Genomic DNA, 20,063 nt, shown 5'->3' with positions numbered 1-20,063 from the left:
ACCGGGACGCTGCGACCGCGAACCCGGCCTTTCGGACCTGCAGTGAAGATAGAAGCTTGAGAATTTGAGCTGATCGAACGGAGCGGCACAACAGCCACCGGGAAGCAAACACCGGCGGCCCACCCGGCGACGCATCACCTGTCACCCCACCTCACCGTCCATGAACGAGGCCGGTGTCCCCGCACTCCATAGATCGAGCACCGCAGAACCCGCCGACGGCCACGCCGGCGCCGCAGGCGCCACCCATGGCGGCATCTGGGGCACCACAGGCGGGTCATACGGCAACGGCGTCGTCGCCACCGTCAGACCGGCAACCAACGACAACACCAAGCAGAACACGAGAACAGACGCGACCGGCGCACGGTTCCTCCCGTAAACCTCGTAAGCCACCCGCCCTCGATAGGCCGGAAAGTTGACCGAACAGATACCCGTCCAAACTTGACATCCGCTTGACATGACCACCCCTGGGCAAAATCTCAAGTGGAGGGCGTTGTCTACTGCGTGTACAGCACCGCGATCTCGGCCGCCGACAGGGCGCGCTGGTAGACCTGTACGTCGTCGACCGCGCCGATGAGGTTTCCGGTTGAAGACGCTCCAATGTGGAGGGCACCGGTCTCAGGCGGCGGCGAAGGCCACACCCCGGGCGCCGAGCCGGTGGCGGCCACCGCGCCGTCGACGAACAGCCGCATCTGCTGTGCCGAGCCCCTATCGCAGACCGCCAGCAGGTGGGTCCAGACCCCGGCCGTGGCCGGCTGGATCGAGGTCACGGCGATCTGGGCGGCGCCGCCGGTATCGCTGACCGGGATGGAGAAGGCCCAGCGATCGGCGGCGGCGTTGGCGCCCCGCTTGAACCTCAGATAGAGCGGGCTGATGTTGTTGCCGTCTGCGGCAAGCACCACCTGGTCACCGGTGGCGTCGGCGCGGCCGTCGCCATCGGTGTCGGCGAGCTTGACCCACACCGACAGGGTGTAAGAGCGGTCCACGAGGACCGGTAGCCCGCCTCTCGTGTCGATCAGCTGAGCCCCTGCCAGGTTGATCGCGTTGCCGGCCTGCCCGTGACGATCGGCGGTCCACAGCAGCGGGCTGTTGTTGCGGGCGGCAGCGTCCCGGTGGAACCAGCTCTCATCACCGGTATGCCCGTCGAAGGTCCACCGGCCGACGAGCGGACTTGCCAGCACAGCGATCTCGGACGCCTCCAGGACATGTTGGTAGACCCGAAGGTCGCTGATGGATCCGTGGAAGTGCCGGCCGGCCTGAGACGCTCCAATGTGGAAGGCGCCGGTGGAGGCCCACGAATTGCTCCACAGCGGGCCGGCGTTCTCCCCCACCCCGTTGATGAAGAGCTGGGCGTGGCCCCAGCCCCTGTTCCACACCGCCGCCACATGGACCCACTCGCCGGTGACCACCGGCGCGACCGAGACCAGCCTCTGCTCTGTCGCGGAGGTCGAGTCGGCGGCCGGGATCGCGAAATAGTAATGGCCGCCGGTGTGCCCGAAGGTGAAGGCGCCGACGTTCACGCCTTCCTGGCTGGCGATCACCTGATCCCCGGCGAGGCTGGCCATATTGACCCAGGCGGACACCGTGAAGGAGACATCGGTGCGCATCGCGCTCGAGGCGGTCGCCGCACTCGAGTCGCTGCCGTTTCCTTTGAACGCCTTCAGGTACGGTTCCCGGCCCGGGTTGCCGAGGTTGCCCGGCTGAGCCTGGGCGGGATGGCGGACCGGCGAGCTGGACGCGTCCGTCGCCATGGTGCCCGAGGGCTCGTCCAGGCGCCACGCCGCGACCGGGTCGGGCGCCGGCCGACCGGCCAGCAGCGCCTGCTGCACCGCGACATAGGCGGGCTTCTCCACATAGGAGGCGTCAGTCATCGTAGCCGCACCCCAGCCCGGATACGCCGCCGGAATCCACGAGTACCTGTCGGTGAACCCCCAAGTGGTCACCGAGACGCAACGCGGCACCGCGAGGCAGGCCGCGGTCGCCCAGCCATAGACGCTTGCCTGCCGGGCAAGCTTGTCGGCGTCGGCCGGCAGCAGCATCCGGACGTCCAGCTCGGTGATCGCCACGTCCAACCCCAGGTCGGCGAAGCGGCGTAGCGTGTCCGCCAGGCCGGAAAGCCTTGTGGTTTCAAGCTTGTGGGTCTGGAATCCGACCCCGTGAATAGGCACGCCTTGGGCTAGCAACCCCTTGACGAGCTCGTAGAGCCCGCGCGCCTTGGCCGAGTCCGACTCGATGCCGTACTCGTTCAAGTAGAGCCGCGCCGAGGGGTTCGCGGCGTGGGCCCAGTGGAACGAATTAGCGATGTATGCCGCGCCGAGCCTGTTGTTCCAGAAGCCCTCTGTCCCGCTGGTGCGCAGGTAACCGTTGTCGTCCAGCGGTTCGTTGACCACATCCCAGACGTCCACGCCGGTCCCGAAGTGGCTCACCACCGAGGTGATGTGGTTCTCAAGGGCAGCCTCGAGCTGCGTGTTGTCGCCGATGGCGCCGACCCACGAGGGCAGGGCGGAGTGCCACACCAGGGTGTGCCCGCGCACCATCTGCCCATGGTCGAGCGCGAACTGCACTATCTTGTCGGCGTTGGTGAAGGTGAACTGGCCCTGAGCTGGCTCGACCTGATCCCACTTGAGCTCATTCTCGGCGGTCAACGTGCTCAACTGCTCGCCGACCCAGTGGCCGTAATCCGGCTCGTCCAGCCGGACGGCCCGCACCGCCGAGCCGACCGACACGTCGGCGGCCGCCGCCAGCTGCCGCAACGAAACAGCTGTCGCGGCGGCGGGGTCCACCACCGGACCGACGATCACAGATCCCGACAGCGCCGAAGACAACGCAAACGCCGCGCAAACACGCCATGGACGCATGCGAAAGCCCTGTTCCCCTTTAGCCAGGTAGGCGACATCTGTACGACATTGCGGCATAAGTCCCCCGTCAGGTACACGCCAGTCGCTGAATGGTGCCAAGCCCCGGCTCGACCAGTCCACGGTCTTCGACGTACGTGAAAATTGCCTCGCCACAGTGGTGTGCCCACGCACTCAATCGGGCAGGTGCCGGTGTACCAGCGCCTCGCCGAGACGAGTCAGCGAGTGCCGGACCGCGGAGGCCGCTCGGACGCTGGTGATGAGGCCAGCGTCGCGCAGGATGGCGGTGTGGTGGCTGATCGTCGCCGCCGAGACGCCGAGCCGCACCGCAAGTTCGCCGGTGGTGCCGCCGGCGCGGGCGGCGAGCAGGACGGCGGCGCGGGTTTCGCCGAGCAACCTGATCAGCGCCTTGCCGTTGGCTGCCGCCCACACGACGGGCGGCTGATGGCCAACCGGGTAGACCACCACCTGGGGCAGCTCCGGGTCGAAAATGGTGATCGGATGGTGCCTGCAGAACCACGACGGCACCAGCAGCAGGCCCCTGCCGCGTAGATGCACCTCCCGCGCCGACGGATGGCTTGGCAGTTCCAGCACCGGAAAGTGCCATCGCATGGCAGGCTGAAAGCTGTGCAGCATCGCCTCGACGCCGCCCATACTCAAGGCACCGCGGCGCACCGCAAGGTCGGTGTCCACAATGGCACGTAGCGAGGCCCACCCGGGCGCGAGCGCGAATCGGTAATACCCCCGCATCGTGTCGCCCAGCTCGGACAGCGCCTTGGGCCGTCCAGCGCTGAGGTCGGCGAGCCAGGCACCGGCACCCCTCCGACCGTCCAGCCGGCCTATCTCGTCGCGCAGCCGCCCTCGCGTCGTGGTCAGCACCGCCTCCACGCCGGGACCGAGCCCGAGCCTGCCCTCCGGCGGGGTGAGCAGATCGGGAAAGTACGGCGCGTGGGGCGCCAGCGGGAACAGCCGGTGCCGGACCGGACCGGCGAGCCCGAACTGGGGCAGGTCCGCCGCCACGCGACGCCGCCAGGCACCGAGCGCCCGCTGCCCGTACCGGCTCTGCAACGCCTGCAGGCTATTGACCAGCTCCCACATCGGATCGGGACCGTCAGCCAGGAACGTGCGCGCCAGGTCGGCGCTCGTGAAGTGGATCCGCATCCCGGCCCCATTTGACCCGAGCCTGAACCACTAAGTCACGCTTCTCGATGACGCGGTCGTTTTCAACGGCACTGGCAGAACTGCGACACAGGTGATCCCAAAAATTAGATGGAACCAGACAATGTTGCAGCAATCGCACGGAAGCGGCGCGAAAAGCACACGACGGCCGGCTTCCACAGCCTTCATGCCGAGGCGAGCACTGCAGAACGTCGGCCTCTCCCTGCTCATCATCGGCGCGCTGGTCCCACTCGTCGCCACCGGCATACTCGGCCTGGCCACCGTCGTCTTCATCCACGAACTCGCCGAGGTGATCGTCATCGCCAACGCCGTCCGTGCCGCGCGCACAGTCCGGCTACCGGCCACCGGCACCCCGGAACCGGCGACCACCACACCGGCAATTCTCCGGGCAGGACGCCCTGCCCTGACCCTGCACGCCGTCACCCCACGATCCGTTGACGACGACTGCGGGTGCGAGCCAGGCTGCGCCTGCTGTCAACCAGCCACATCGGCCAGCGGCACCAATCGTCAAAGCGAAGCGTCGCACTAGCCAACCCGGTACGCCGGGTCCCCTGAGGGACGGTGGCCGTCCATCGTCACCAGTCCCCCTCGACACCTCGGCGACACCCGGCACGGCCCCAACCTGACAGGATGCCCGCCATGGGTGATAGCTGCTCCGGCGACCGCGGCGACGACGACAACGTCTCGACCCGCACGGTCTGGATCATCATCGGCCTAGCCTTAAGACTCACCTCGACCCGCGGCGGATCGGACAGATACTCGCGACCGCGCTCGTCAACGACCACGCCCCGAACCACATGACATGACGGTGTCCGGGAGTCAACCGCTTGCGCGGAATGGCTCACTATGTTGCTAGACGGCGCCACCCCGGTGCTGCCGAACGCGGCAGCCAGCGCCCGCAGGGCGCACGCGGCCTCGAACATGCGCTGCCACGAATATGCGTGAAGCCCAGATTGAAGTGGTTCTTCCACAGGTCACCGGGCACTGGGCTGCTTCACCCACTTGGTCCTGGTCATCCGCTGGCCGTGCGACGCGGCTATGGTGACAAGGCATGCAGGTTTTGCTCGTACACAGCCCGCTGCTCGCCAGGTCGAGCTGGGGCGGTGTACCGGCCCGCCTGGCTGAACTCGGGTACGCCGTCGCGGTACCGAATCTACGCCCGGTCCTGGATTCGGGACCACCGTTCTACGAGCGGCTATTCCAAGCGATCGCCGAACCTGCCGACGGGCAGGAGGCGGTGGCCGTGGTCGGGCACAGCAGGGCGGGGCCCTTGCTGCCCGGCGCGTTGGCGAAGATGGGGCCGAACCGCGCGACAGCGGTCTTCCTGGATGCGCGGCTGCCCCATGACGGGCGTACTTGGCTGGAGACGCTGACGGCGGATCGGCGCTGTGCCCTACTCGCGTCCGTCGAGAACGGCCTCCTGCCGCCATGGGACCGATGGTTTCCGCCGGAGGCGATGGATGAAGTGCTCCCCGACAAGGCGGTCCCGCAACGGTTTCGCGACGAGCTACGCGGCATGCCGGCGGGGTTGCTGAGCGAACCGATGCCGCGGTCCCCTTGGGACGAGCGCGTCGGCAAGACGTACGTGCAGTTGAGCGCGGCATACGCGGCGGTCGCCGACCAAGCCCTGGCCGCCGGCTGGCCAGTGGCGCGGTACTCGATGAACCATTTGGCACCGCTGACCCACCCCCGAGAAGTGGCCGACGCCATCGCGGACAGCCTCACCGCGGCAGGCACGGCCGCCGGCAACGGCCGCAGGTAAGGAGCTTCGTGCACCGGCAGCCTCGAACGGCATCGGGATGGCGGTCGACAGCTGACGGCCTGATCCGTTGGCCGTGGTGCAGCCGGCCCAGGGCCTGCTTTCCTGTCGGCCGTGGGCAGGGCAAAGGGGCGGCCGGTTTAGCCCGACGTCGGCGTAGCCAGCGCACAATTGCGTGCAACGATTGGCGAATGGTCGGTAGTCCTTGTCGGGGTTCTCACCGGCTTGTCGGTCGTTGGTTCTCATCGACCTGTCACTTTCTTGATGACCTTGGTGGTGCGTGGGCGAGTCCTGGACGACCGTGGAGCGCGAGGGTGCGAATCGGCCGCTGTGGTCAGGCCGCGATCGGACCGTTATCAGTAGCGCTGTCAAGAACGCTGCGATCGCCTGTGGCGCGTACCATCCACCCGACTGCCCACGCCCGGCCCGGCACTACCGAAGCGGCGATGGAAGATTCGGGCCGGGCTCGTGCCGCTAGGGGGCGCCGGTGCGGATCAACTCACAGCTGATGATGCTGAAGGATGCTCCCTCGCGCTATCGCGGTGAGCCCGTCCGGGGATCGCGTCTACTTGGCCAACCCGGGTGTCCTCGGATCGTTGCGGAGTCTGCGTAGGCGGCGCGGCACTGTGACGGTCGTCGACCCGTACGCGCGCACGGAAGTCGCGCGCATCCTGGTCGGCAGGACGCCGTCGGGTATCGCCGTCGACCCCGACGGCGAGCGGATATACGTGGCGAACTTCAGTTCCAACGACGTGTCGATCGTTGACGTGCGCGTGGCTGCCGAGACCTCACGCGTCAAGGTCGGCAAGCAACCGTGGGCGCTGGCATGCAGCGGCGATCGGTTGTACGTCGCGAACGCGCATACCGACACCATGTCGGTGGTCGACACCGATGCGCAGCGGGTGCTGGACACAGTCCGGACCGGTAGGCGACCGACGTCTCTGGTGGCGAGTCCGTCCGGTGATTGCGTGTATGTCTGCAATAACGCCGATGCGACGGTGTCCGCGATCGACGCCCGGACCTTGGGCACCGTTGCGACCATCGAAGTGGGTCGTAATCCCGTCGACATGGCGCTGGATCCATCCGGCACGCGGCTTTACGTCGCTAACCGGCGGTCGCAGAGCATTACGGTCGTCGATACGACGGCGCTCGAGGCAATTCAGACCGTGCAGCTGTCCACGCTGTCCAATCGGCCGGGGGTTGGGCTCTTCGGCGTGGCCTTCGCAGACCCGGTGTTGCCGGAGCCCCTGGCTGTGGGCGTGAGCGGCGACGGCGCGCGGCTGCTCGTCGCGTTCTGGGATGCTGGGACGCTAGCGGTCCTGGACGCTCGCGGCGGCTCGCGGGTGTCTGAGACGCAGTTGGACGACGCCAAATACGGCATCGGGCCGATCGAGATCGCCGCCGACTGGCCAAATCGGCGCCTCTATGTCTCATGCGCCGACCATGCTCTGGTCACCGTGCGCGACGAGGTATGAGGATCGCGAACCTGGGTCCTTCGCCGCTACTCGTAGCCCCAAACATGTGACCGTGCCTGGAGTTCGGTGAGGGCGACCTGGAGCAGCTCCCACCGGTCGGTGCCGTAGCGGTGCTCAGCGCCGGGGCTGTTCAGTCGGTGCCGCAGGCCGGCCAACCCGCGCAGCGGCTGCACTGGCAGGTCCACTGCTGGCGCCCACCGTGCGAAGAACCGCGAGAAGTCGTCGCGCAGGAACTGCGCCCGCCAGCCCGGCCAGCGTTCGGCTGCGGCGGCCGACGCGTCCCAGCCCTCGGTGGTTCCCGTCGTCCACCAGTCCATCTCCCGCCGGTGCGGATCGAGATAGAGACCGCCGGCGGGCATCGCCGTGAGTTCCCGCTCGTCGACACCGCCGTCCACACCATCCACAAGGGACGGACCGTGTAGGAAGGCACCGATGGCAGTGGACATCGTCGACCAGACCCGCACCTCAGCGCCGGTCCGGACCATCACCACCGTCTGGTCTTCGTGAACGCCGGGCCACAGGCGACGGGGATCCTCAAGCGGCTGGCGGAAGTCCTCGACGAGGCCGATGTGCTCGGCCAGGTCCAGATCGCCGCGCCAGGCCCAGTCGACCTGCCAACCTTCCCAGATCCGGCTCAACAGAGCTAAGAGCCCGAGCCGGAAATCGACATGGCTCGCGCCGAGACCGCCGCCGCCGGCCAGCGCGACCGTGCTGTAGTGGAACAACAGCCGTCGGCGCCGCACGTCCACCAGCACCGCGGCGTGACCTGCGCCGAGACGGCACTTGTCGGCACCCGCCAGCATCCTGCTCAGGGCAAACCCGGGTCCACCGGCCAGCATGCTGTCGATCCCGAGGGCACCCCACCGATCGAGAACGATTCGGTACGAACGAGTCGGCCCGACCGCCAGGCCCGAGCTTTCTACAGCGGCGTACAGCAGACCGTCGTCGGCCGGAAGGTGCCAACCGGCCAACTGGTCAAGGACGTCGTCGTCCATCACCACATAGACGGCGGGCCATGACACACACCGACCATACGCCCGCGAGCACCGAGCTTCGATGGGGCCGGATGCACGTTGCCGATGGATCTGGTGGTCTCGTAGTCTGCAGACGTGTCGCAACGACCGGCGATAAGTGCGTTCTTCGCGGCGTGCGCAGACCGCGGTGACAAGGTCGGCTTCAGCCTCATCGACGGTCGGGAGTTCCTCGGCTGGGTGTACGAGGTGAGTGACGAGCAGATCCTGGTGCTGTGGGCGTCGAATCCGATCTACGCCCAAGCCCACGGCGGCGAACGCTGGAACCCGGACGACGAGTGGATGCCACTCGAAACGATCCGGACCGAAACGGTGGCCCGCTACGATCAGTCCCGCAAGCAGTGGCTCCACATGACCGACTGATCTGCTGCGGCCCGCCGGAGCGGCGCGGGCGACGCCACCTGGTCGGGCATCAGGTCCGGTCGTGTTCTCATCTATTGACCCATGGGACAACCAGTGGTCCTCTCATTTGAGGATGGGACATCTCTTCTGAGAACCTACAGGCGAGAAGGCTTACCACTGCACGCCTAGGGCGGCGAGGAACGGCACTGGGGAGACCGCATTGGAACTCGTTGCCGGGTGTCCACTGTGGATCTCTACGTGGACGTGCACGCCGGAGGAGTTGCCGGATGTGCCGGCCAGTCCGATGGGTTGTCCGGCGGTCACGGTCTGCCCTACGCGGACGGCAGGCTGTTCGAGCATGTGACAGTACCGCGTCACAGCGTCGGTGTGACGGATCTGCACATACCAGCCACACCCGCCCAGGCCCGGATAGCCATCGGAGTCGCACGTCAACGTGCCGCTGGTGGGCGCGTAGGACTGCACGGCCACGTTGCACAACACGGTGACCACGAGCCCGGCGGAGGCTGCCCAGATGACGGAGCCGCGCGGCGCGGCGATGTCGATCCCGTTAGTAGCTGCTTAATTGCAGTGTCTGTTTAGCCCGTGACGATGGGACTGCCCGACATCTGTGTTTGTCATTTCGCGGACCGACAACTGATCTTGTCCGCTTCGCGTCCGGGACTGCTGGTCACGCGCTCGTCGCGGCTGATCAGTGTGCGATTGGCCGGGGCGGAGTCCGGTGGAGTCGCACCGGGCTCAGCTGGATGGCCGCGTGTTCCTGGCGAGGATCGCGAAGGGTGTTACGCGGGAGGTGGATTGGGATCTCGGCGCTAACCGTCGCTCCGTGCGTGCCGGCGTGTATCCGGAGCGTGCCGCCGACCTGTTCCACTCGCTCGCGCATGGAGGCGATGCCGATGCCTGGCGTCCATGCCGAGACCGAGTGGCCCCGGTCCTGGACCGTGACGCGCAGGACGGGACCGTCGGCGAGGGTGAAGCTGGCCGATGCCTCGGCGACCCCGGAGTGCCGGGCCACGTTGGTGAGGGCTTCGACGGCCATCCGGTATGCCGCGACCTCGACGGCGGCGGGCAGCTTCGACATGTCCTGGGTCGCGTCGACGGCCACGGTGAGGAAGTGACCGTCGGCGGTCCGCAGGCGGGAGACCTGCTGTTGTACGGCCCCGACCAGGCCCAGCTCGTCCAGGGCGCGGGGTCGCAGCCCGTAGACGATGCGTCGGATTTCGGCGATGGCGTCGCGCGCCTCGCCGCGCAGCGCATGGAGGATCTCCAATGCTTGGCTGGGGTTGGAGTGCAGCAGGTTGGCGGCGGCATCGGCGCTGTACGCGATCCCGGTCAGTGTCGGCCCGAGTCCGTCGTGCAGGTCACGGCGCATGCGGCGGCGCTCCTCCTCCAGTGCGGTCACTGCCTGGCCCCGTGACACGCGCAGGTCCTCGGTCAGGTGGGCGGCGTGCAACGCCTGCGCCAAGGGCACGCTCACCAGGCTGAGGACGGCTTCGGTGGCCCGGGCCAGGCGTGGATCGTCGGTCGCCAGCGCCACGGTGAGTTCGCCGACGTGCGCCGCGCCGGCCCGCAGGTCGGTGTGCGCCGTGGGTGCGTCACCGAGGTCCCCGGAGGTTGCGATGACCTGTTCGCCGGTGCGCAGCGCCACACCAGGTGCGGCCAGCGCCAGCCGGAGCGTGTCGAGCCAGTCGGGTGGGGAGGAGCCGGCGGCCAGCCGGCTGCCCAGCAGCGTCAGCGTGTGGACCGGATCGGCGCGCCCGCCGAAGAGCATCTCGTTCACACTGGCCCGTACCCAGCGCATCACGGGGTGGAAACCCGCGGCGACGCCGACCACGATGAGCACCCGAATACCGATGGGCGGAAGATCGCCGGTGACGGTGACGAAGGCCGCCTCGGCTTCGATGTACGTCGCGGCGGCCAGCGCCACCATGAGCGCGGCGACGGTCGATCGTTGCATGACGGCGCGCACGTCGACGATCCGCGGTGCGAGCAGCGCGACCCCGGCGGCGATGGGTAACGACAGCGACGAGATCGCCGCCACCCCCGCGAGCACAACGGCCAGGCCACCGGTCGTGTTGGCGGCGACGAGCGCGACGGGGCCGGACGGTACCGCCAGCAGGAACCCGAGGATCACCCACAGGACCCGGCGCCGGTCCTCGCCTGCGGTCATCTCGAACCGCAGACCTGTTGCCACCGCCACCATCGCGGCGCTGGCCATGCCCAGCAGCACACCGGCCAGCGGCAGGCCGGCCGCGCCGGCCACCGCCGTGGCCAGCCCGACAACGACGATGGACGTGTCAACCCACCTCGTGGCCGCCGCCCGGCGCGGCTGGACGACCCGCAGCAGCGCCAACGGGATGGTGACCAGGACGGCACTGACCCACAGCCCGCGGGCCAGCCCGGACTGGCCCGCGACGACCATCACCGGGCCGGCGAACAAGCTCAGCGCCGCCAGGATCAGCAGGTAACCCGTCGCCCGCCGGTCAACGACCGTGCTGACGTGGCCGGCCACAGCGCAGCCCAGGCCGACGGTCAACTGCCAAATCAGCGCCCACAGCGGCACCGTGGTCACCGCCGCGGTCCACACCGCGGCCGCACCGGCGCCGCCCGCCACCGCGGTAGCCAGCACGCCGACGAGTGATGATCGCCGCAGGCGTGCCACGGGTCACGATCCTTCCGTCGAGCCGTCGCCCGACCCGCCCAGGCCGCGCTCGCGCGCCCGGACGATGGCCTCGGCGCGGCTGGCCACTCGCAGCTTGGCGAAGATCGCGGAGACGTGGTTGCCTACCGTCTTGGGTGCCAGGCCGAGGCCAGCGGCGATCGCGCCGTTGCTCTGGCCCTGCGCGATGCGCTCCAGAACCTCCCGTTCGCGGGAGGTCAGCTGCGGGAACGGCGGGTCCGCGGGCTGCGGCGCGTTGAGGTGACTGAGCAGCCGCCCGGCGACACCAGCTCCGATGACCACCTGCCCGGCCGCCACGGACTGGATCGCCGCGACCACCTCGTCCTGGAGGGCACCCTTGAGCAGGTACCCCCGCGCGCCAGCCCGCATCGCCGACAGCACGCTCTCATCGTCGTCGAACATCGTCAGCACCAGGACCGCGGTATCGGGAAGCACTCGGCTCAACTGCCGGGTCGACTCGATCCCGTTCATCACCGGCATGTTGATGTCCATGATGACGACGTCGGGCTCGGTCAGTTGCGCCTCGCGCACCGCCTCCACTCCGGTCGTCGCCTCAGCCACCACGACGAAGGTGTCCAGCGAGGCCAGCAGCGCGCCGATGCCACGCCGGACCACGAAGTGGTCGTCGGCGACGAGCACACGGATCGGCGGGGTTCTCACGTCTCGATCATGGCCCCTGACCGTCGTTCGCGCATCGACCCACTATCCCGCAAAGCCGGGCAGAATCCCGGCCCACCCAGGAATCCCACCCCATGCCTCCCGATCGGCGTCGGACGCATGCTGCTCGCAGCCGGTAATGTCCGGCACCGCCGAGAAAGGATCGCCGACATGAGCCCAGTCACCGGTTCGCAGCTCTCCCACCGGAACAAGGTGGGCCTCGTAGTCGCCGGTGTGCTGGGCCTCACGGATCTCCCTCCGTCGCCGGCCGCCCTCGCCACCATGCTCTTCCTCTGGGAGTCCCAGATCGAACCTGTTGATCTCCTCGTCCTGGTGGGGTTCGTTGCCGCCGCCGTACTCGGTCTGACGACGATCGTCGGTGTCGTTCTCACGTGGCGCCGAAAGAGTCGTATCGGCGCCCGCGCTGTCGCCGCCGCCCGGGTCATCTCGGCACTCATGACCGCGTCGGTCTTCCTGGTCCAAGGGCAGCCGGCAGCGATGTTCATGGTCGCGGCGGCCCTGGTGATACTCAACATCATCACGGTCATCCTTGTGATGTCCCGCCCAGCCGCCCCACCGCTGCCCAGCTGACCGAGGGCTACCCACGCCACCAGCATCGAACAGGACCCGCACAGGCGACCAGTTCCGCCCGCATCGACAGCATGCATTGATCCTTGCCTGCGTCCAACGCAGCCGGACCGTGCCTCGGCGGACGTGCGGCGCACAACAGCGGGTCGTGACGCTGCTCGGTGCCGCAGCGCGATTCGCCGACACACTCATCGGCTTGAGTGTGATGCCGACGCGTTGCTGCGTCAGCGCGACATGTAGGTTCTCGTTGATCTTGTCGTTGGGTGTGCCGCTGACCTGGGCCTGACTGCGTCTTCTCAGCGGTTTGTCGGCCGGTTGTTCTCACCGATCTGTCACTTTCTTGATGACCATGGGCTGGGTGCGCCTCTGCCGTGATCGTGGGCTGTGACGGTTAGCGGCAGCGTTACCCGTAGCGCGGTAGCGGTCCGTTCGGATGGGTGCACAGCTGTTACCGCAGCGCGGCGCGTGTGCTGGTCCACTTCGCCTCTTAGGCGACCTGACTGCTATCCGACAGGTGGCTGTTGCGTGGTGCGGCCTGCGTGTCGAATCGTCAGCACCGTTCGACTGGGAGGTGGGCAGGTGGCGGATCGGGCAGGCGGGCCAGGTGAAGAGGCTAAGCGGATCTTGGAACACGCTGCCCGTCCAACGAGGTGGCAGAAGATCAATGAGGCCAGATCAAGGCTGGCGAAACTGCCACCAGGTAAGGTCCCCGCTGACGCGCGGTTACTGATCGATAGATGGCACGAGCTTGCGTTGGATCTGGCTGAGCAACTGCGGCAGGAGCGACAGTCGGCACGGGAAAAACTGAGACGTCAGCAGGAGAAGGTCGGCTCTCGCTTAAGACGCGCCTTCTTCTGGGGCCTCGTCCTCGGCGCTGCAATCGTGGGTTCCGTTGCCCTCTTCCTGCGGCTGAAACAGCCGTAGAGGTGACGGGAGCGCCTCGATCATCTGCTGACCGCGACCGATGGCGGCGCATCGTTGACGCTGCTGGTCGTGTTATCGCTGGTGGAGCGCTTGTATGGTCCGCATTTGGGGCGGGCGTTGGCGTCGGCGTAGCGGTCCAGTAGTTCACGGATGGCCGGCTGTTTGAGGTGGTCGAGCAGGCGTTGTCCGCGACGGGTGGGGACCATGGGTGCGTAGCGGTGTGGGGCTCGTTGTAGGAGTTGGCCGCCGATGTCGGTTTCGAGGCGTTGGATTTGCAGGTTGAGGTTCTGGGTGTGCAGGCCGAGCGCTGCGGCTGCGGTGTTCATGCTGGGGTAGGCGATCATCTGCTGGAATCGGTGTAGGCGTTGCCAGCCGCCGCGTTGGCCTTCGACGGCGAGGCGGATGTCGCGGGGCAGGTTGGGGTGGCGCAGGTTGCTGACGACGTGGCTGTGCCCGCCGGTGGGCCGGCTGGGAATGCCGTAGTCGCGGCGGTAGCGGCGGATCGTTTCGTGGGACAGGCCGAGTTCGGCGGCGATGTCGGTGTTGGCGCGGTGCAGGGTGCCTGCCTGCTCGCGCAGCCACTGAGGGTCGATGCGGTCGCCGCGCAGGGCCCGGGTGACCTTGACGCGTTCCTTGATCTTCCGTGTCACGATCTTGACGCCAGCAGCGCGGGCGTGCTCGTGCAGCATCCAACGGGAGAACCCGGTCTCGGTTGCCAGGGTGGCCAGGTTCTTGCCGGCCGCGACGTGCTCACGTTGAAAGAACTCCCGCGTAAGCAGTTGCTCGGCGCGGGCGCGGAGCTTGCTGATGCGAGGCTTGCTGTTGGGTGCGCGCTGTGGTGGTAGCCGGTGCAATTGTTGGCTGGCATAGCGGACGTGTTCGACGGTGACACCGAGCCGGCGCGCCACCGACCGCGAGCTGGTGCCGTCGACGATGACCATCTGATGCAGGGCGTTCAGGTCGATGTCGTCGGGTTCGCGGCCGGGCAGCTTGAGGCCGGCGACGCACTGGCCGGGTGGGCTCCAGGTCACCGGCTCGTCGATGCCAGCCGCGGCGAGCAGGTCCGTTGCGTGGCGGTGCAGTTCGGCGCGCAGAGTGCTGGTCATCTGCTGCTGGAACAGGTGGTAGTGGCCGCGTTCATGCGGATTGGCGAAGGCCATCTGGTGTCGCCGGTTGAATAGGTCGGCCCCGGTGAGAAGGGCGAACAGGTGCCGGCGGGCGTGCAGCAGCCGGGCTCCCCGTCCTGGGTTGGCGTCCGCCCGGAGGCAGATCTGTGCGAATTGGGCCTCGGTGAGATCGACGTCGGTGAAGGCGGTGCGGCGGCGCCGGTAGTCGATCGGCGCCCCGTGGGTGTCCAGGTATGCGGCGATGTTGCAGAGCGCGGTCAACGTGTCCGGATAGTGTGCGGCGATCTCGCTGAGGAAGATGCTGACGTTGTTGCGCCACGGGTTCAGTTCGCTGGTGGCATGGATGTTGCGGACCGGGTTGCCGGGGATCAGCAGCGCCCTGGCCAGGTCGATGGCGAGGTCGTCGGTGTGCGCGCCTCGCAAGGGCTGGAACCGGATGATCCATTCCGGCCAAAGGTATTGCGGGATGTGCCTGGCCCGTTCGGCGGCGGTCGTGGCGCCAGGCCGCGGTGCGCGCGGCGAGGGGTGCAGGTGCGGTAACGCAACCGCTCGGTGACCGGAAGCTTCGCGTCGATCGACCGCAACACCTTGCGCTGCAACGGTTCCGACAGGCTCGTCAGCCGCTTGTGGGACAGGATCATCGGCCCACGCGTCGACGGCGTCTGCCCAGACCGCCGGTATTGGGTATGGACATCCCGTAACAGCGGGGCCAGCCGTCGGTCGCGGTGGTGATCGTCGAGGGTGATGACGTCGATGGCGTGGCAGGTCATCGCAGCGGCGATCAGGCCGGCGGTCCGCTGGTGGCGCTTGAGGGCGTGGTTTTCGTCGCGGAACTCGGTCATCGCCGCGACCGTCGCCGCGCCGAGATGTTTGAGCTCGCTCGGATAGATGCGCTGCCGGAACCAGATCGCGAGGGCGTCGAGGTCCCGCAGGTCGGTGACCGCTGTGGCGTCCATGCGGTCCAGACGTTCGTCGACCCACGCCTGCGCGGCCAGCCGCGGATCACCCTCCCGTAGCCGCTGCCACCGGTGGGTGAGCAGGTCAGCCTCGCAAGGGTTGCCGTGGCGGGAGGTGCCCAGCGTGCAGCGGGTGGGTGGGGCGAGCCCGGACCGTTCAGAGATCCGAGACCGCGGGGTGCGTCCGCAGCCTGGGCATAGCACGGCCAGCAGGCACCGGTGGGCCAGGCAGGCGAACGTGTGGGGCAGCTGCCAGCGCAGCGGCCAGATGCCGCCCGTCTCGGTGAGGCAGGCCGGGCAGTAGCGGGAGCCGGCGGTCGGTTTCCAGCCCAGGACGTCGAACTGGTCCAGCAACGCCGCGTCCAGCGCGCCGGTCGGTAGCCCGGTCTGGGCTTCCATGCGCCGCAGCAGCGGCGCCGGCAGCCGCCAGGTCAGGGCGTGGTTGTGCCAGACCCGTAGCCGGTCACCGAAGCCCAGCGCCCGTGATAGGGGAAGCACCGGGATGCCGTTGCGGTGGGACAAACGCGCCAGCCATGAGTCCAGCGCTTCCCCGTCGGCGAGCGGGACCCGCAGCGGGAGCGTGCGCGGCTGCACGAGCATCGGTTCAGGAGGTGGTCGCCGTGCCCGGGCGGCGAGATCGCCGGGCGGCGGTGAGCCCGGCGTGCAGCCGGTGCCGGGCGGCCTCGGAGGCTTCGTCGATGCGGACGCTGTCCAGCAGCGGCTCGGTCAGCTGCTCGGTGCCGGTGCGGATGGCTTTGTAGCAGCCGCGGGTGACGAGGGTGATGAACGATCCGATGTGGCCGCTGGAGCGGGCGAACAGGTAGTCGTCCAGGTCGGTGAGCATGCCCGGGTGCACCTTGGCGAGCACGAGCTGGCGTTCAGTGGCCTTGAGCAGGCTGCGCCACTGCCGGCGGCTGGCGTTGTCGCCGACCGCGAACGGAGGTAGCTCCAGCCGGGTCCACCGGCGGGCGGTCTGGGCCATGACCGCGTTGTCGCCGGTCAGCCCTTCGGCGAACAGACGGCGTTCGGCCAGCCCGACACCGGCGTAGATAAACGTGACCGGCAGCTCGTTGGACAGCCACTTCAGATGGTTGGACACCTCGATCCCGTCCCGGCGGTTCGGGTCGATGAAGTGCAGGTCGTCGATGACCCCGATACGGGTGTGGCAGGACAGCACACAGTCGACGGCGAAGCTGGCCAACTGGGCGGAGTTGGCGCGGTCGGTGCCGGGATGGCCGTAGAACTCGCAGATCATCCGGTTCAGGGTGCGCAGGGTGGTGCGTGAGGTCAGCCCGACCCGAAACACCGGGAGCCGTTCGTGGCCTTCGTCGGTGAGGTCTCCGTGCCGGCGCCGCTGGGTGCGGTCGAAGTCCCGGGCGAACGTGTTCGCGATCGTGGTCTTGCCCAAACCGGGTAGGGCGTCGATGACCGCGGCGCCGCGGACTCGGTCCGGGTCCTGCCGGTTGGTGGCCACGATCTGGTCGAGCTCGTCGTGGATCGCGGCCAGCTGCGGGGTCTTGATGGTGCCGAAGTTGGCGTGCCAGTCGTGCCGGGCATCGTCGTAGTCAGCCTTGGCGTCCGCACCCAGCCGGCCGATCTGCCGCGCGGTCAGCGACTCCGGCCGAGCGCGGGCGGTGGCGTCGGCCCAACGGCGCCAGCCCTCCTTGCGCGACAAGGTGTAGAGCCCACCGCCACTCACGCCAGGACCTCGAACGCGTCGTCGTAGAACCCATCCTCCAACTCACCCTCGTCATCGTCATCACCGTCGACAAGCACCAGCTCAGCCGCGGCCGGTGGCGCCGTCGGCGGCGCCGCGGCTGGTGGTGCGGCGGCGGGCAGGGCGGTGTACTCGGCCGCGAGGCGTACCGCCATGCGCCGCTCCCGCCGGTCCGTGACCAGGCCGGCCTCCCAACGCTCCAGCAGACCAGCCAGGGTCTTGGCCGCATCCAGTTCGCCGGTGGAGGTCGCCAGCCGGCGGGCGTGCGCGGCGGCCTCGGCCGAGAACGGGAGATCCAGCAGCGGCTGGTGCTCCCAATCCAGGCGGTGCCAACGGTTGTCGGCCGGATCGCAGAACCAGGCATGTCGCACGTCGTCCGGGTTGATCCGGATCGGCCACTTGCCGGCCAGCGCCCCGCCGTAGGGGCTGGTGGCGTTGCGGTAGCCGTCCAGCACCGGGCCGTTGTAGCGCAGGCCGTGCGCCTCGACCCCGTAGTGCTGGATTGTGCGTCCCACCACCGGCAGGAAATCCAGTGCTAGCTCCGGTGTCGCCGGGATCCGCAACATGCCGGCCTTGCCGACCCCGATGGCGAACATCTCCGCCGGGGACAGCTTCAACTGCGGCCACTGCGGCACCGTCAGACCGTCGTGCTTGCTGCAGTGGTAGACGGTCGCGGTCCACTCCCGGATCACGTCCTCCAACTCGTTGAGGAACAGGAACGCCTCGTCCTCGACCCGGTCCCCGCGCGAGTGGATGTCCGGTCCTTTGTAGGCCGGCAGGTGCTGGATCAGCCCCTCCCGCAAGGTGCGGAAGAACCGCTCCACCGTGGGTTTGTCGGTCGGCTTGTGCGGCTGCGCCGGCTGGATTGAGATCCCCAGCCGGGTGCAGACCGCGATCACGTGCGCCGACAAGAACACCTTGCCGTGATCGACGACCAAAGTCTCCGGCGCGCAGACCGGCCCGGTCATGGGCGGGCCGTGCTCGTCGAAGACCACATTGGTCGGGACGCCGTGGTAGGGCCAGACCGCCTCGCGCGGCCACGATCTCGGCGCTTCCCTGCCAGCCACCGTCTCGTAGAGGACCCCGGCGACGTCGACCGCCTTCGTCGAGACCGGGGTGACGCGCAAGCCCACGACGCAGCGGGTGAACAGGTCCTGGGCCACGGTCAGCTGAGCACGCACCCAGCGGCAGGTCACCGGCTCCATCGCGAACACGTCCAGATCCTGGGTGTCCAACACGACGTACTCACCCGGCCGCGTCGCGCGCAACCTGCCGTAGACACCCTTCGGACGGTCAGCGATCGACCGGCGCGCCTTCGCACTACCGGACACCGCATTGGTGCCCTTGGCCAACTCCGCCAACCGGCGGTAAGCCGTCGCCCGCGACGGAACCGGCACTACCCCTGGGCCGTACTCCTTCTCCAAGCGGGCCGCCGCCCTGGCCAACACCGCGCTCCGCGTCGGCGTCGACGCGCTCACCGACTCGGCCACCACCTGCCGGACCGCGTCCTCCCACCGGACGTCAACCGCAGGTGGAGAACCGTCGCGGCGATCGACCAGACCCGCCTCGCCCCACTCCCGGTAGGCAGCCACCCAACGCTCGACCGTCCGGGCCGTCACACCCAGCTGCGCCGCCTTGGCCCGGTAACGGGCCTTCAACGCGACGTCGGCCACGAATGCCGGGTCGGGCTCACCCGGTGCCGGACGGCTCGGATCGCCGCTGCGAAACCCGGTCAGCACCTCCCGCACATGCCCGGCGCGTTCGCCCAGCTCGCGGCGTTGCTCGACCGTCAGCCCGGCCAGCATCACGCCCGCCGCCTCCCGGTCGTGATCGCCGGCAGGCCGGCGTGCCCGGGCCGCCAGCCGCGTCAAGCCGACCACCAGGTGCCCCTGCGTACGCAGGTTGCGCAGCGTGACCCGCGTACCCTCCAACTCCACGACCTCGACCAAGTCGCCGTCGAACAACAGATGAGCGCCCGGGCCGATGCTGATCACCGAATCCATCAACGAACCGACCTCCCACACGGCCAGACCGCCGACCCAGCCGCCAGCGGCACCGTCAGATCGGCTTGCAGATCACCCCGCCAAAGCAGATGCAAAATGGCCGGGCGGGCCGCCGACACCGGCGCCTGAGAACGCAGCGTGAGCTCCAGCTCCTCGATAGTTCCGCCCTGCTCAGACGCTTCCATCACCAGCGGTAGCAAGCCCCGCTCGATCGTTCCCGGACGGCGGTAGCCAGCCAGGAAGCGCACGTTCTCCAACACCACCGCGTCGGTCCCCGACCAGACCTCGAAGGCCCAGCCATGGGCCGTGACCAACTCCTCGGTCCACCGGAACACCGCCTGCACCTCCGGACGCGCAAGCCGGTGTTCCGGCTTTACGTCCACCACTGTCACCAGGCCGGACGTGTCCTGCAGCAACAGATCCGGCACATGCGAACGGCTCCGGCCAGCATCCATGCCCGACAGCTGAAATGGCTGCGCCGCAATCGCCACCACCGCCGGGTCGAAGTCCGCTAACAAGACGCGGGCCAGCTCCAGGCGGCTCTCATAGGCCACCAAGCCGCCAGTCGTAGCTGACCAGTACCAGCCCGAATAGAACCGACGTCCCTTGAACCAGCGGAACTCCCGAACCGGCACGCCGCTCAGCAGCACCTCGGCAGACACCCGGTCCAGTCGGCTCTCGCCGAACTCACCAGTGGCGCTCCGATACCGGACCATCGGCGCACGCGAACGGGTGACCACAACGCCGGACATACC

At 68.3% G+C, this 20,063-nt stretch carries 16 protein-coding genes; 5 read left to right on the top strand and 11 right to left on the bottom strand.

Features of this window, described 5'->3' with window-relative positions:
• Positions 1-494: 494 nt before the first annotated feature.
• Together Prum_RS33720 and Prum_RS33715 are read right to left on the bottom strand one after the other, a co-directional pair.
• Positions 495-2,975 (bottom strand): endo-1,4-beta-xylanase, encoded by a 2,481-nt coding sequence (locus Prum_RS33720; protein ID WP_173080143.1) that lies wholly within the window; start codon positions 2,973-2,975, stop codon positions 495-497.
• Between the two features lie 51 nt (positions 2,976-3,026).
• Positions 3,027-4,013, bottom strand: a complete 987-nt coding sequence (locus tag Prum_RS33715; protein WP_173080141.1) for an ArsR/SmtB family transcription factor — start codon at positions 4,011-4,013, stop codon at positions 3,027-3,029.
• A 184-nt stretch (positions 4,014-4,197) separates the two neighbouring features.
• On the opposite strand from Prum_RS33715, the gene Prum_RS33710 reads away from it, so the two are divergent.
• The 3 genes from Prum_RS33710 to Prum_RS33700 all read left to right on the top strand — a co-directional run bounded on the left by Prum_RS33710 (position 4,198) and on the right by Prum_RS33700 (position 7,265).
• Positions 4,198-4,560 carry a hypothetical protein gene (locus tag Prum_RS33710; RefSeq protein WP_173072778.1) on the top strand — a complete coding sequence of 121 codons (363 nt, stop codon included), beginning with the start codon at positions 4,198-4,200 and terminating at the stop codon, positions 4,558-4,560.
• A 522-nt stretch (positions 4,561-5,082) separates the two neighbouring features.
• Positions 5,083-5,793, top strand: coding sequence for a lipase family protein (locus Prum_RS33705; protein WP_173080139.1), 711 nt, complete (start codon positions 5,083-5,085; stop codon positions 5,791-5,793).
• A gap of 623 nt (positions 5,794-6,416) precedes the next feature.
• A complete protein-coding gene (locus Prum_RS33700) occupies positions 6,417-7,265 on the top strand; it encodes a YncE family protein (protein WP_246278258.1) in 849 nt (282 codons plus the stop codon).
• Between the two features lie 26 nt (positions 7,266-7,291).
• On the opposite strand, the gene Prum_RS33695 is transcribed toward Prum_RS33700, so the two are convergent.
• Positions 7,292-8,287 carry a hypothetical protein gene (locus tag Prum_RS33695; protein ID WP_173080135.1) on the bottom strand — a complete coding sequence of 332 codons (996 nt, stop codon included), beginning with the start codon at positions 8,285-8,287 and terminating at the stop codon, positions 7,292-7,294.
• Positions 8,288-8,374: 87 nt separating this feature from the next.
• Here Prum_RS33695 and Prum_RS33690 point away from each other — a divergent pair, with 87 nt between their 5' ends.
• Positions 8,375-8,659 (top strand): hypothetical protein, encoded by a 285-nt coding sequence (locus Prum_RS33690; RefSeq protein ID WP_173080133.1) that lies wholly within the window; start codon positions 8,375-8,377, stop codon positions 8,657-8,659.
• A 150-nt stretch (positions 8,660-8,809) separates the two neighbouring features.
• Here Prum_RS33690 and Prum_RS33685 read toward each other — a convergent pair whose 3' ends face one another.
• The 3 genes from Prum_RS33685 to Prum_RS33675 form a co-directional block, all read right to left on the bottom strand.
• The gene (locus tag Prum_RS33685) at positions 8,810-9,148 is read right to left on the bottom strand and encodes a M23 family metallopeptidase (RefSeq protein WP_246278257.1); all 339 of its coding nucleotides are present in this window, start codon (positions 9,146-9,148) and stop codon (positions 8,810-8,812) included.
• 199 nt (positions 9,149-9,347) lie between these two features.
• A complete protein-coding gene (locus tag Prum_RS33680; RefSeq protein WP_173080131.1) occupies positions 9,348-11,318 on the bottom strand; it encodes a sensor histidine kinase in 1,971 nt (656 codons plus the stop codon).
• A gap of 3 nt (positions 11,319-11,321) precedes the next feature.
• On the bottom strand, positions 11,322-11,996 hold the full coding sequence (locus tag Prum_RS33675) for a response regulator (RefSeq protein ID WP_173080129.1): 675 nt from the start codon (positions 11,994-11,996) through the stop codon (positions 11,322-11,324).
• A 168-nt stretch (positions 11,997-12,164) separates the two neighbouring features.
• On the opposite strand from Prum_RS33675, the gene Prum_RS33670 reads away from it, so the two are divergent.
• A complete protein-coding gene (locus Prum_RS33670) occupies positions 12,165-12,584 on the top strand; it encodes a hypothetical protein (protein ID WP_173080127.1) in 420 nt (139 codons plus the stop codon).
• 941 nt (positions 12,585-13,525) lie between these two features.
• Here Prum_RS33670 and Prum_RS33665 read toward each other — a convergent pair.
• From Prum_RS33665 to Prum_RS33645, 5 genes are read right to left on the bottom strand one after another with little or no spacing between them, the layout of a single operon-like run.
• A complete protein-coding gene (locus Prum_RS33665) occupies positions 13,526-15,055 on the bottom strand; it encodes a LysR family transcriptional regulator (protein WP_173080125.1) in 1,530 nt (509 codons plus the stop codon).
• Positions 15,001-16,188: a TniQ family protein gene (locus tag Prum_RS33660; RefSeq protein ID WP_173080123.1), complete on the bottom strand. Its 1,188-nt coding sequence runs from the start codon at positions 16,186-16,188 to the stop codon at positions 15,001-15,003. Before Prum_RS33660 ends, Prum_RS33665 begins: the two co-directional genes overlap by 55 nt.
• 4 nt (positions 16,189-16,192) lie before the next feature.
• The gene (locus Prum_RS33655) at positions 16,193-17,287 is read right to left on the bottom strand and encodes a TniB family NTP-binding protein (RefSeq protein ID WP_173080121.1); all 1,095 of its coding nucleotides are present in this window, start codon (positions 17,285-17,287) and stop codon (positions 16,193-16,195) included.
• The gene (locus Prum_RS33650; RefSeq protein ID WP_173080119.1) at positions 17,284-19,308 is read right to left on the bottom strand and encodes a TnsB C-terminal domain-containing protein; all 2,025 of its coding nucleotides are present in this window, start codon (positions 19,306-19,308) and stop codon (positions 17,284-17,286) included. The genes Prum_RS33655 and Prum_RS33650 overlap by 4 nt, the downstream gene beginning before the upstream one ends.
• Positions 19,308-20,060: a TnsA-like heteromeric transposase endonuclease subunit gene (locus Prum_RS33645; RefSeq protein WP_218577451.1), complete on the bottom strand. Its 753-nt coding sequence runs from the start codon at positions 20,058-20,060 to the stop codon at positions 19,308-19,310. Before Prum_RS33645 ends, Prum_RS33650 begins: the two co-directional genes overlap by 1 nt.
• Between the last annotated feature and the right edge of the window lie 3 nt (positions 20,061-20,063).

This window comes from Phytohabitans rumicis, assembly GCF_011764445.1.
GTDB classification, from domain to species: Bacteria; Actinomycetota; Actinomycetes; order Mycobacteriales; family Micromonosporaceae; genus Phytohabitans; species Phytohabitans rumicis.
Note: the sequence above shows the minus strand (reverse complement) of the source record. Positions and strands in the feature narration are given on the sequence as shown.